The following is a 13,571-nucleotide window of genomic DNA, read 5'->3' on the forward strand; positions in this document are numbered from 1 at the left end:
GAATACCAGATGCCACAAGCCCCCAAAGGGCCGGGCCTGCGCCTGCCATTGAAATGGCTGGGCCTTGTGCCGTTCTTGCTGTTTGCGCTGCTGTTCCTGATCTTGCCAACCATGAAGATCGTGATCGGGGCCTTTCAGGCGCAGGATGGCAGCTTTACCCTGCAAAACATGCTTGACCTGAACACGGCCTCGATCCGCAGCGCCTATTGGACCTCGATCAAGCTGTCGTTCGTCACCGCCCTGTTGGGGGGGGCCGTCGGCTTTGCCATGGCGGCAGCGGTGGTCTTTGGCGGGTTGCCGGGCCGGATCCGCAGCCCGCTTCTGACCTTTTCGGGTGTGGCCTCAAACTTTGCGGGCGTGCCGCTGGCCTTTGCCTTCATCGCCACGCTGGGCCCTGTCGGCTTGATCACGGTCTGGCTGCGCACGGAATTTGGCATCAACCTGCGGGCGCTGGGGTTCAACCTGTTGTCGTTTTGGGGCCTTGTCATCACCTATCTGTTCTTTCAGATCCCGCTGATGATCCTGATCATCACGCCAGCGCTGGATGGGCTTAAGCGCGAATGGCGCGAAGCGGCGGCGGTGCTGGGGGCGACGGGCGCGCAATATTGGCGCATGGTGGCCCTGCCGATCCTGTTCCCATCGTTGTTGGGCACATTTGCCTTGCTGTTCGCCAATGCCTTTGGCGCTGTGGCCACCGCCTTTGCCCTGACAGGCCCGCAGTTGAATATCGTGCCGATCAAGCTGTTTGCCCAGATCAGGGGCGATGTGCTGGGCAACCCCAACCTTGGCTATGCATTGGCCTTTGGCATGATCCTGATCACGGCATTCGCCAACTTCTTGTATATCTGGCTGCGCATCCGGTCGGAAAGGTGGCTGAAATGAACCGCATCTTCGCATGGATCGCCCTGATCTTCGGCTGTTTGTATTTCTTGCTGCCGCTGATCGGCATGACCGAATTCAGCCTGAAAATGCGGCGCGGGGTCTATTCCCTTGATGCCTATCGCCGGGTGTTCGAAGACCCCGCCTTTTGGGCCACCTTTGGCTATTCGCTGACTTTGGCGGCCGCCACCATCGTGGTGGGCGTGGTGCTGGTGGTGCCCACGGCCTATTGGGTGCGGCTAAAGCTGCCGCAGGCCCGGCCCATTGTCGAATTCATCACCCTGCTGCCGCTGGTCATCCCGGCCATTGTCGTGGTCTTCGGCTATATCCGGCTCTACAACACCTCCAGCTTTCTTCCGATGACGGGCAGCGCCCTTGGCACTGACATCTTGCTGACCATGGGCTATACCACGCTGGCCCTGCCCTATATGTATCGCAGCGTCGATACCGGATTGCGCACCATTGATGTTGCCACCCTGACCGAGGCCGCCCAAAGCCTTGGTGCGGGCTGGATCACCATTCTGGCCAAGATCATCCTGCCCAACGTCATGGTGGCCGTGCTGTCTGGCGCGTTTCTGACACTGGCCATCGTGATGGGCGAATTCACCATGGCGGCCCTGCTGAACCGCCCGGCCTTTGGCCCCTACATGCAACTCCTTGGCGCCAACCGCGCCTATGAACCGCCCGCCCTTGCCGTGATTGCCTTTGCCATCACCTGGGGGTGTATGGGCCTGATGCAACTGGTCACGCGGTTTGCCAAACACGAAAGGGCCAAGGCCTGATGTCTTATCTTATGCTCAGCCACCTGGAAAAAACCTTTGGCCAGAACCGGGTCGTCAAGGATTTCACCCTTGGCATCGACAAGGGAGAGTTCATTTCTCTGCTTGGCCCCTCGGGCTGCGGCAAGACCACTGTCTTGCGGATGGTTGCCGGGTTTGAATCGCCCACCGCCGGCAGCATCACGATCGACGGGCAAGAGGTGACCGGCCTGAAACCCAACAACCGCAACATCGGCATGATGTTTCAAGCCTATGCGCTGTTTCCCAACCTGACAGTCGCCGAAAACGTGGCCTTCGGTCTTAAGGTCAAGGGGGTGGCGCGGGCCGAGCGTGACGCCCGCGTGACCGAAATGCTGGCGCTGATCGGCCTGTCCGATCTTGGGGGGCGGTATCCTTTTCAGCTTTCGGGCGGGCAACAACAGCGCGTGGCACTTGCCCGCGCCTTGGCCCCCCGCCCCCGCGTTCTGCTGCTGGACGAACCCCTTTCGGCGCTGGATGCCAAGGTGCGGGTCAGCCTTCGCAACGAAATTCGCGAGATTCAGCAGGAACTGGGGATCACCACCATTTTCGTCACCCATGATCAGGAAGAGGCCATGAGCATTTCCGATCGCATCGTGGTGATGAATGCCGGCATCGCCGATCAGGTCGGCAGCCCGTTCGAGATCTACAACCGCCCCACCACCCGCTTTGTGGCCAATTTCGTTGGCACGCTGAACACCTTTGAGGTGACGGTGGACGGCCCGTCACAGGTTTTGCTGGATGGTCACGCGCTGACCCTGCCCGACCCGATAGAGGCCAGCCGTGGTAGCACCCTGTCCATCGCATTGCGCCCCGAGGCCTTGCGGCTGGGCCGGGCCGATGGCTATGAAACCGTCTTGCCCGCCACGATTGACGATGTGCATTTCATGGGGTCGATCATTCGGCTGTCAGCCACTTTGGCGGGCACCCGTGTGTCGCTTGACACCTTTAATCGGGCCGACCAGCCGCCCCCCCGCCACGGGCAAGCCGTTGAGATCAGCCTGTCGGGCAAGGATGCCATCGTGCTGCGCGGCTAGGTCTTAACGGCAAGGGCAATGGCGCGGGTCAGATCATCCAGGCGGATCGGTTTGGCCACCACCGCCACAAAGCCCGCCTGATGATAGCTGGCAACCTGATGGGTCATGGCATTGGCGGTGACAGCAATGGCGGGGGGCAGCCCACCCGGCCCGGCCTTGGCCTGCAGGTCTTTCAGGGCCGTGAGCCCATCCTTGCCCGGCATCGAAATATCCAGCAGCAGCACATCGAACCGATCCGGTTCCCACAGGCGGATCGCCTCATCCCCGTCCGAAGCCAGATCGACGGACATCCCCAATCGGGCCAGCATGGACCGCATGATGATCTGATTGGTGGCATTGTCTTCAGCAACAAGCGCCCGCAAGTCTTTGGTATGCTGGGCCACCATCGGCGCAGGCGGTGTCTGGGCCAGCGCGACCTGCGGCATCGGCACGGAAATTCGCAGGGTGGTGCCCTTGCCCTTTTCACTTTGAAGCGAGATGTCCCCCTGCATCAAGGCAACCAGCCGCCGCACGATGGTCAACCCCAGCCCGGTGCCGCCAAAACGCCGCGTGATGGTGCCATCGGCTTGGGTAAATTCCTCAAACACGCGGGCGGCTTCATCCGGGGTCATGCCAATGCCGGTATCGGTGCAGATCAGATCCACCCGGTCGCCCTGCCCCGGCCTGATCTGCAACGACACCTTGCCCTGCATGGTGAATTTCAACGCATTGCCGATGATGTTATGCATGATCTGCATCACGCGCTGCCGGTCCCCCAGCCGATGCCCCGACAGCGCCGGGTCAACCGTCACCTCCAGCGTCAGATGCTTGCGATAGGCCGCAAGGCGGTGCATCTCTCGCACGCGCGCGCCCATTTCCTGCAAATCCAGTGCCACCGGATCAAGGATCAGACTGCCGCTTTCAACCTTGGCCAGATCCAGAATGTCATTCACGATCGACAGCAGATGCGCCGCCGAGTCGCGGATCGTGGCCACCATCTGCGCCCGTTCCTCGGCAGGCTCTTGCCCGGTCAGCAGTTCAGCCATGCCCAGAACACCGTTCAGCGGGGTGCGCAACTCATGGCTCATATTGGCCAGAAACTGTGATTTCGCACGGTTTGCCGCCTCGGCCCGTTCCGAGGCGATGCGCAACCGCGCCTCGGCCTCGGCGGCGGCGGTGATATCGGTGATGGTCAGCACCACCCGCGCCGATTGGGCCGGATCATGGGTGCGCGCGGCATTGACAGACAGCACCTTTTCCCGCCCGTCAGGATGGGTCAGCCGCAGCCGCACATCCCGCACCAACCCGCTTTCCGAATTCATGCAGATCTGACAGGGCATATCCTCTTGCGTGATCGCGGCGCCCGCATAATCGCTGATCCCCAACAGCACGGGGTCGCAGATTTTCCCCTGCAAATCCTCGATCGGAACTTCCAGTTGGCGCGACACCTCGGCATTGCAAAAGATGATCCGGCCCTCGGCATCCACCGCCATCACGCCAGAGACCGAGGTTTCCATCAACTGCGCCAGAAAATCGCGTTCGGCCACCAATGCGATTTCCAACGCCTTACGGGCGCTGATGTCCAGATGCACCCCGGACATGATCAGGGGCTGGCCGTCATCGCTGCGCGTGGTGACCCGCCCGCGCGACAGTATCCAGACCCAATGCCCCTGCTTGTGCCGCAGCCGGATTTCATTGCGAAACCGGCTTTGGCCTTCGCGCAGATTGGTGGCGTGCTGCACAAGCAGGGCTGCATAATCATCAGGATGCACCAGAGCCTTCCAGCCGGCTGTATCCATCGGCTCCAGTTCCTCGCGCCGATAGCCCAGCATCTCGGCCCATTTGTCGTCAATCAGGTTTTCCCCGGTGCGGCTGTTATACTGCCATGTGCTGACCCCGGCCCCATCGATGATATCTTCCAGCCGCTGCTCGGTTTCCTTCAGCACCGATATATCGACATGCACCCCTGCCATCCGCGTAGGTCGGCCTTGGGAATCCCACGCGCTGATCCGGCCCCGATCATTGATCCAGACCCAATGCCCCGCGGCATGGCGCATCCGATAGGTGTGTTCATACTGGGCCACCTCGCCGCGCAACATCCGCTCGACGCTGGCCACCACCTCGCAGGCATCCTGAGGATGGATCAAAAATCGCCACGTCGCCGTTGTGATCGGCTCCAGATCCTGCCGCCGCCAGCCCAGCATTTCGGCCCAGCGGTCGTTCACCACATTGTCTCCGGTGATCAGATCAACTTCCCAGGTGCCCGCCTGAGAGCCTTCGATCACATCGGCCAGACGGCGCGCGTTCTCATGCTCGGCTGTCACATCAATCCGCAGACCAACGCGCCCGCCCGACGGGATCGCCACCTCGATCACCCGCACCAGACGCCCGTCGGTCATCTTTGTCAGCCGCTCAAAGCGTGGCGCTTTGCGTTTGGCCGCAATTTCGGCGATGAACTCGGCCTCGCGCCCACGGGCTTCGGGGAACATGCCGCGCTTGACGCCGGCCGCCAGAATGCTGCTGTGCAATTCGCCCGGCACGAACACATCATCCAAGCCGGGAAAAATCTGGCGCATATTGTCGTTGCACAAGACCACGCGATCATCGGCATCAAAGATGACAAGGCCATACGGCACGGCCTCAAAGGCGGTGGCCAGCTCGGCCCGGGCGCGCAACGCCTCATCCCGGTGGGCCTGCACCTGCGCCAATCCCTCGTGATAGGCGCTGACATCCTCGACCAGAACCCAGACGATGCGCCTCTCCAGATTGTCGGGCAGCGTCACACCCCGCACCACCGCCGGAAAAACCGACTTGTCCGGTCGCTCAAACTGGGCGTCGATCGGCCCGAAACCTTGCTGGTGGCGCAATTGCTGAACGGCTGCCTTGCGTAAATGCAGGGTCTGGCCGGGCACAAGGCTGGCAATCGTCTGCCCTACCACGTCAGGCGCAGTCCAGTTGCCGAAATTCAGGAATGCACGGTTGGCCTCGATCACCACGCCGCTTTCGCGTTCGACCAGCAAGACACCAATGGGCGAGGTGTCAAACAAGGCCTGCAACAGGGCGTCACGACGCCCGACCCGCGCCACGGCCATGGCTTCGGCCTGACGCTGCACCATGGCCTCGGCCTCGCGCGCCTTGGCTGCCACCACCGCTTGCACATACTGCTGCAAGGCCCCGGTCACGGCCAGGGTCAGCGGCGGCTCGGGGTTGAGCCACAGCCGTGCAGAACCCTGGCACAGACAGGCCCCCGCGCCCGAATGCCGCCCAAACCGCGCCCCTGCCCCCAGATCAAGGGCCAGTTCCGCAGACAGGGCCGCGCCAATTGCATCAAGGCCGTGATCAATGACCCGGTCTGCCCCGCCCGCCGGCGCCCCCAACAAGGCAAACCCCGCCTGCATGATCACAGTCAGGGCCGATGTCTCTGCACTTTGGAGGGCAAGCCCCGTCAAGCCATGCTCTGCGCCCGGCATCGTCATGCGTCCATTCTACAGCAGCGAACCAACCGCCCAGCGGCAGTTTACGCAAGCCACCGCCTGACGCAACCCAAAGTGGAAAATTGCACCTTTATCGCTTGCCGTAATACAGGCCGACCACATGTTCGGCCTCGGCAAAGAACAACCAGCGCTGCGCAAAGGCCCCCAGCAGATACAGCGCAAGTGCGACGATGGCCGCCAGCGGGCCCTGCGCCAGCGCCAGAACCAGCGTCGGCCCAACCACTGCCGCGCCTAAGGCGATCACCCGCAGCTTTTGCGCATGACGCCGCCCGACGACATAGATCATCTCGTGCAGCAGGTAATTCCCGCCCGTATGCGGCAGTTCAAACACCTGCGCCGTGCCCATCCGGCCCAAACCTGTCGCGGTTTCCAGGGTCGATCCGGCCCGCGCAAAGGCCCCGTCCCCCGCCTGCCAATGCCAGATCAGCGCCGCGCCCAGACCCGCCAGGGGCAGCAGGACCAGGCTTGACCCAAAGGCCAGGATTGCCCCGCCCGACAGCGCAAACCCCAGAAAAACCAGGGGCACCGATGGGTGATGCCAGCGCGGAACGGCCTTGATCTGCGTATAGATCATCGAGGTGGCCGCAATCGTCACCAGACACATCGCCGCGCCGACAAAGCCCAAAAAGCGTGGCCAGCCCAGCCCCAGCCAATCCGACAGCGCCACCGGGGCCAACAGCACCAGCGTCAAGACCGCGGCCCAGGCCTCTCGGCTAAGCCAGCTTGACCGCCACTGGGTAAAGGCCAGCAGCGCCCGCTGCGGATTGCCAAGGTGAAAGGCCGAAGCCGCAAGCCCGACAACCGCCAGCCCATAGCCCAGGCCCCATTGCGCAAAGGCCATCCAGCCCTGGGGCCGCAATACCGCGCCCAGAAGGGCCAGATAGCCAAAGCCAAGGCCAGACAGAACCGTGAAGATAATGACAGAAGGTGCCGGATTCATTCAGATCTTCCCCAAAACCTTGTCCAGCCAGCCGGCAAGACCGGTGGCTTTCACATCCAGCAGCGGGGCCAGCAAACTGGCCTGATCCGGCCTGTCCTTTGGCCGTGGCGGCAGATATTTGTTGGTGGGCCTTGTGCCCTGTTCCGGCATCAGATCAACCCCGCCCCGCGCCGCCACCAGCTTTGACACCGCACTGTCCGGGTCGGCCAGATCGCCGAAATGGCGCGCGCCTGTCGGGCAGGTGCGCACGCAGGCAGGCTCGCGGTCTTCCTCGGGCAGGTTTTCGTTATAGATGCGGTCCACGCACAGCGTGCATTTCTTCATCACGCCCGCGTCCTGATCCAACTCGCGTGCGCCATAGGGGCACGCCCAGGCACACAGGCCACAGCCGATGCAGGCATCCTCATTCACCAGAACGATCCCATCCTCGACCCGCTTATAGCTGGCCCCGGTTGGGCAGACGGTCACGCAAGGCGCATCGGCGCAATGCAGGCAAGACCGCGGAAAATTCACCACCTGCGCAGCCCCCGCGTCAGGTGTCACCTGATAGCTGTGCACCCGGTTCAGGAACACCCCGGAAGGGTCTGATCCATAAGGGTTCTGATCCGACAGTGGCACCCCATAGCCCTGGTCGTTCCAGCCCTTGCAGGCCGTCACGCAGGCATGACAGCCCACGCAAGTGTCAAGATCGATGACCAGACCCAGGGCCTTGTCCGTTTTGCCCGGCAAACAGGTCATGCCCGCTTCCCCCCCTTTGGAACGACACGCGTCACTGGCGGAAACGCGGGTTCAGACTGCTGCCGCCGCCCGACCTTTTCGATCCGCACCCGCAGATCAAACCACGCCGCCTGCCCCGTCACCGGATCGGAATTCGACCAGCGCATGCCATCGCCCTTGGGGGGCAGCAGCTCGGAAATCAGATGGTTCAGCAAAAAGCCCTCGGTCGCCTCGGGCGCGCCGTCATCCAGCGCCCAAGCCCCCTTGCGCTTGCCGATCGCATTCCATGTCCAGACGGTATCGGCATTCAGCGCCGCCATATGCGCCACCGGCACCACGATCTGCGCATGGGGCGAGGTGACGCGGGCATAGTCGCCCTCGGCAAATCCCTCGGCCTGCCAGATCTTGGTTGGCACGAACAACGCATTCTTGCCGTGGATCTGGCGCAGCCACGCATTCTGGCTGCCCCAACTGTGATACATCGCCATGGGCCGCTGGGTCAGCGCATGCACCGGATAGCCCTCGGCCCCCTCATCGCCAAAAGGCGCATACCACAGCGGCAACGGGTCCATTGCCTGCTTCAAGCGCGCGCGCAAGGCATCGGGGGGCTGATAGGGGCCGTGCCCTTCGGCCGCCAGTTGAAAGCGCCGCATCGGTTCAGACCAGATGTTGAAGACATAGGGCTGCGGGCTGTCAAACAGCCCCACCTCTACCGCCCAATCCTGATAGGCCATGTTCCACGGCTTGAAAAACCCAGCACCATCAGGGACATGCGCCTGATAAAAGCCGCCATTTTCGATATAGCGCTGCATCTGATCGGGGTTCGGATCGCCCCGGCCCTCGACCGTGCCATCGCCACGAAAGCCCATCAGCGGGCCAATTCCGGGGCGACGCTGATGGGTAACGATATAATCGGCATAGTCGCGATACTTGGGCGCTCCATCCTCGCCCACCATCCCCGGCAGACCCAGACGCGCGCCCAGATCCAGCAACACCGATTGAAAGCCGCGCACATCGCGGTCAGGCTGCACCACGGGCCAACGGATCGCATCGCCAGCGGCCTCGGGCTCGCTGACCGGGCGGTCCAGCATCGAAATGCAGTCATGCCGCTCCAGATAGGTGGTATCGGGCAGGATCAGATCGGCATAGGCCACCATTTCGCTGGCATAGGCGTCGGAATAGATGATGCGGGGGATCACATATTCCCCATCATCCCCTTTTTCTGTCAACATTTCCATCACTTGCGCCGAATTCATCGAAGAATTCCACGCCATGTTGGCCATATACAGAAACAGCGTGTCGATCTTGTAGGGGTCGCCTGCATGGGCATTGGGAATGACCATATGCATCAGCCCATGGGCCGAGAACGGGTTTTCCCATGTAAACCCCTTGTCGATCCGCGCCGCCGTGCCATCGGGCTTGATTGCCAGTTGATCAGGCCCCCGCACATAGCCCAGATGCGGGCCCGACAGCGCCTTGCCCGGCACGGCCTGCCAATGCGGGGCCGGATGCGCCTCGACCGGCTTGGGGTAAGGGGGCTTCATCCGCCAACTGCCAGGCGTTTCCACCGCGCCCAGCACGATCTGCAACAGATGCAGTGCGCGGGCGGTCTGGAACCCGTTGGAATGCGCCGAGATTCCGCGCATCGCATGGAATGACACCGGGCGCCCCACCATTTTCGCATGGGCATCGCCCCGGAAATCGACCCAAGGCTGGTCGATCTCGATCGCCTGATCAAAGGCAACTGCCGCAAGTTCTGCCGCCAACTGCCTGATCCGCAAGGCCGAAACGCCACAGCGCCCCGCCACTGCCTCTGGCGCGTAATCGGGCGACAGATAGCGTTCCGCCATGTGCTGAAACACCGTCCGATGCCCCTGCCAGACCGCGCCAAGATCAGGCTGCACGCCCTTGGCATCCCACGAGGCAGGCTGGCCCGTGCGCCGGTCGATGACAAAGGGCTGTGCCTCCGCATTGCGCAAGAACAGGCCCTTTTCCGGGCCATCGGTCGAATTCACCAGATAGGCGGCGTTGGTAAACCGGGCCAGATAGTCCAGATCCACCTTGCCAGCCTCCAGCAGGCAATGGATCAGCGCCAGGATCAGCAAGCCATCTGTGCCCGGCGTGATGCCGATCCAGTCATCGGCCACGGCATTATAGCCCGAGCGGATGGGGTTCACCCCGATCACCCGCGCGCCGCGATCCTTCATCTTGCCGATGCCGATCTTGATCGGGTTGCTGTCATGATCTTCGGCCACGCCAAACAGCACGAACAGCTTGTTGCGGTCCCAATCGGGCGCCCCGAATTCCCAGAACGCGCCGCCCAGCGTGTAAATCCCCGCGGCCGCCATGTTCACCGAACAAAACCCGCCATGGGCGGCATAATTTGGCGTGCCAAAGGCCTGCGCCCACCAGCCGGTAAAGCTTTGGCTTTGGTCGCGCCCCGTGAAAAACGCCAGCCTCTCCGGCGCAGTCGCGCGCAGGGGTTCAAGCCAGGATACCGCCGTTTCCAGCGCTTCATCCCAGGAAATCGGCTCAAAGGCACCCGACCCGCGCGGCCCAACCCGCCTTAGCGGCGTCTGCAAGCGCGAGGGTGCCGTCACCTGCATGATGCCCGAGGCGCCTTTGGCACACAGAACGCCCTTGTTGATCGGGTGGTCGCGGTTGCCCTCGATATAGCTGACGCGGCCCGATTTCAGATGCACATTGATGCCGCACCGGCAGGCACACATATAGCAGGTCGTCTTGCGCACCTCGTCTGACACGGGCGGCGACAGGTTCACTCGCGGCTGGTTCATTCCTGCCCCTCTCTACGGGTCTTGCACATCCTACCCTTGCGGCCCGGCCCCCCGCTGTCCATCACCTTCAGAAGATCGGAAGACCCCCTGCCATGCGTTTGACGCGGATCAGCTTGCCTTGGTCGCAATCCTATATCAATCATGTATCAATTCTCAGTGCCCCCGCCAAGCCCCAGATCACGGCCCCCGACCATGTTCCGGGGGCACAGGCCCGATGCGGGATTGGATCTATCCATGTCAATTTGCGACCTTTCCTGCATGGACCCCCATCAGAATGATCACAAACTTGCACTTTTCGAACATTCAGGCCAATGATCGCCACAACCCGGCCAGCGACAGGCCAACCAGCAGCAAGATCGCGAATCTGCGAAAATCCTGCGGGCTGGTGCGCGTAAAGCGGCGCCCCCCGGCCCACAGCCCCGCCAGCATGAACGGCAACCCAAGTGCGGTGGCCCAAACGCTTTCCATCGACACCATGCCAGCCGACCACAACACCGGCAACGACCACAGGTCCAGCGCGGTGAAATAGGCGATCACGGTCGCGCGGAAGACGGCGGGCGCTACACTCTGTGCGGTAAAGAAGACCGCCACCGGCAGCCCCCCCACGGCCATGCTGTTGGCCAGCCCCGACACAACCCCCACCCCGGCATGCGCCAGCCCGCCCCGCGGGCCGATGGCCCAGCCCAGCCACAGCAGCCCGCACATCGCCAGCACAAAGCCCGACAGAACCGCCCGCCCCAGATCAACCGGCACCGCCTGCACCGCCCAAACCCCCACCGGCACCCCGACCAGACAGCCAAGGAAAAGGCTGCGCACCCGCGCCCAGTCGATATGGCCCCAGATGCCCCGCGCCTGACTGGCCGTCATCACCACATCGGCCAGCAGCACTACGGCGACAAAGGGAAAGGGATCGGTGACCAACGCGGCAAAGCTCATCACCAGTGCGGCAAAGCCAAAACCAGAGTAGCCGCGGACATAGCCCGCGACCACCATGCCGAATGCCACCACCAAGGCCTCTCCACCGGAAAGGCCAAAGGGCATCAGACCACCTGCGGCCGCATGTCGGCCTTGGAAATCCCCGCCACCTCGACCGGCTTTTTCATCGCATCGCGGCGGAAAGGCTCTCCCAGCTCTTGATTGATCAGCGCCTCGATCAGGGTGGTCTTGCCAGCTTTCTGATCGGCAATGGCTTGCGTCAGCGCAGCGCGCAGCTCCTCCATCGTGCGCGCCTGCACCCCTTGCAGACCACAGGCCTGCGCAATGCCCGCATAAGACACGCCCTCATCCAATTCGGTGCCGACGAAATTATCGTCAAACCACAGGGTCGAGTTCCGCTTTTCGGCGCCCCACTGATAGTTGCGGAACACCACCATGGTGATCGCGGGCCATTCGGGGCGGCCAATCGCCGTCAACTCGGTCACGGCGATGCCAAAGGCGCCGTCGCCTGCAAAACCCACCACCGGCACATCCGGGCAGGCGATCTTGGCCCCGATGATCGACGGCAGGCCATAGCCACACGGGCCGAACAGCCCCGGCGCCAGATATTTGCGCCCGGATTCAAAGGTTGGATAGGCATTTCCAATGGCACAGTTGTTGCCGATGTCACTGGAAATGATCGCCTCTTTCGGCAAGGCAGCCTCGATCGCGCGCCAGGCCATGCGCGGGCTCATCCACTCGGGCTTGGCGGCACGGGCACGCTCATTCCAGCTGGTGCCGGGGTCGTCCTGTTCATGATCCATGCTGGAAAGCTGCTGCGCCCAAGCCGATTTTGTCTGGGCAATCAGGGCCTTGCGCGCGGCGCGCCCGGCATCGCCCGCCGTGTCGGCCAGCCGCGCCAGAATGCCCTCGGCCACCGCCTTGGCATCGCCCACAATCCCGACGCTGACCTTCTTGGTCAGGCCAATGCGGTTGGGGTTGATGTCCACCTGAATGATCTTGGCGTCTTTCGGCCAGTAATCCAGCCCATAGCCCGGCAGGGTTGAAAACGGGTTAAGCCGCGTGCCCAAAGCCAGCACAACATCGGCCTTCTGGATCAACTCCATCCCGGCCTTGCTGCCGTTATAGCCCAAGGGCCCGGCGAACAACGGGTGGCTGCCGGGAAAGGCGTCATTGTGCTGATAGCCAACGCAGACCGGCGCATCCAGCCGCTCGGCCAAGGCCATGCTGGCCGGGATCGCCCCGCCGATCACCACACCTGCGCCGTTCAGGATCACCGGGAACTTTGCAGTGCTCAGCAAGTCTGCCGCCTGCGCCAGAGCCGCCTCGCCGCCCGAGGGGCGTTCGAATTCAACAATGGCGGGCAGATCGATGTCGATCACTTGGGTAAAATAATCGCGCGGGAAATTGATCTGCGCCGGGGCCGACTGGCGCTTGGCCTGCAAGATCACGCGGTTCAACACCTCGGCCACGCGGGACGGGTCACGCACCTCCTCTTGATAGCAGACCATATCCTTGAACAGGGCCATCTGCTCGACCTCTTGAAAGCCACCCTGCCCGATGGTCTTGTTCGCCGCCTGCGGCGTGACCAGCAAAAGCGGTGTGTGGTTCCAATAGGCGGTTTTGACCGGCGTCACGAAATTGGTGATGCCCGGACCGTTCTGGGCAATCATCATGCTCATCTTGCCACTGGCACGGGTGTAACCATCGGCCATCATCCCGCCGCTGCCTTCATGAGCGCAATCCCAAAAGGTGATCCCCGCCTTGGGAAACAGATCGGAAATCGGCATGAAGGCCGATCCGATAATGCCAAAAGCATGTTCAATGCCATGCATTTGCAAGACTTTGACAAAAGCTTCTTCGGTGGTCATGCGCATGGCGACGGGCTCCGGCTGTTTGGATGTGGCCGCCAGCTTAACCACGCCCAGCGACAGCGCCTTAGGGCCAGAGCGTTCGCGAATTTATAGCCAGATGAAAAAACCCCTCGGCACAGACGG

Annotated in this window: 9 protein-coding genes; 3 read left to right on the forward strand and 6 right to left on the reverse strand. The window is 62.5% G+C overall.

What is annotated here, in order from left to right; all coding sequences use genetic code 11:
* Positions 1–9 precede the first annotated feature (9 nt).
* The 3 genes from V3C85_RS19205 to V3C85_RS19215 are packed head-to-tail and all read left to right on the forward strand — an operon-like array spanning position 10 to position 2,713.
* Entirely contained in the window at positions 10–882 is an 873-nt protein-coding gene (locus tag V3C85_RS19205; protein WP_331797191.1) for an ABC transporter permease, read from the forward strand.
* Entirely contained in the window at positions 879–1,661 is a 783-nt protein-coding gene (locus V3C85_RS19210; RefSeq protein WP_331797192.1) for an ABC transporter permease, read from the forward strand. The genes V3C85_RS19205 and V3C85_RS19210 overlap by 4 nt, the downstream gene beginning before the upstream one ends.
* Positions 1,661–2,713, forward strand: coding sequence for an ABC transporter ATP-binding protein (locus V3C85_RS19215; RefSeq protein ID WP_331797193.1), 1,053 nt, complete (start codon positions 1,661–1,663; stop codon positions 2,711–2,713). The genes V3C85_RS19210 and V3C85_RS19215 overlap by 1 nt, the downstream gene beginning before the upstream one ends.
* Here the strand turns inward: V3C85_RS19215 and V3C85_RS19220 are convergent.
* The 6 genes from V3C85_RS19220 to xsc form a co-directional block, all read right to left on the reverse strand.
* Positions 2,710–6,090 (reverse strand): PAS domain-containing protein, encoded by a 3,381-nt coding sequence (locus V3C85_RS19220; protein ID WP_331797251.1) that lies wholly within the window; start codon positions 6,088–6,090, stop codon positions 2,710–2,712. The genes V3C85_RS19215 and V3C85_RS19220 overlap by 4 nt on opposite strands.
* Positions 6,091–6,256: 166 nt before the next feature.
* Positions 6,257–7,126, reverse strand: coding sequence for a dimethyl sulfoxide reductase anchor subunit family protein (locus V3C85_RS19225; RefSeq protein ID WP_331797194.1), 870 nt, complete (start codon positions 7,124–7,126; stop codon positions 6,257–6,259).
* Positions 7,127–7,864: a 4Fe-4S dicluster domain-containing protein gene (locus V3C85_RS19230; protein WP_331797195.1), complete on the reverse strand. Its 738-nt coding sequence runs from the start codon at positions 7,862–7,864 to the stop codon at positions 7,127–7,129.
* A complete protein-coding gene (locus tag V3C85_RS19235; protein ID WP_331797196.1) occupies positions 7,861–10,638 on the reverse strand; it encodes a molybdopterin oxidoreductase family protein in 2,778 nt (925 codons plus the stop codon). Before V3C85_RS19235 ends, V3C85_RS19230 begins: the two co-directional genes overlap by 4 nt.
* Positions 10,639–10,941: 303 nt before the next feature.
* Positions 10,942–11,679: a sulfite exporter TauE/SafE family protein gene (locus V3C85_RS19240; protein ID WP_331797197.1), complete on the reverse strand. Its 738-nt coding sequence runs from the start codon at positions 11,677–11,679 to the stop codon at positions 10,942–10,944.
* The gene (gene xsc / locus V3C85_RS19245; protein WP_331797198.1) at positions 11,679–13,451 is read right to left on the reverse strand and encodes a sulfoacetaldehyde acetyltransferase; all 1,773 of its coding nucleotides are present in this window, start codon (positions 13,449–13,451) and stop codon (positions 11,679–11,681) included. The genes V3C85_RS19240 and xsc overlap by 1 nt, the downstream gene beginning before the upstream one ends.
* Positions 13,452–13,571: the final 120 nt, after the last annotated feature.

The sequence above is a fragment of the Pseudotabrizicola sp. L79 genome, from assembly GCF_036553525.1.
GTDB lineage: Bacteria > Pseudomonadota > Alphaproteobacteria > Rhodobacterales > Rhodobacteraceae > Pseudotabrizicola.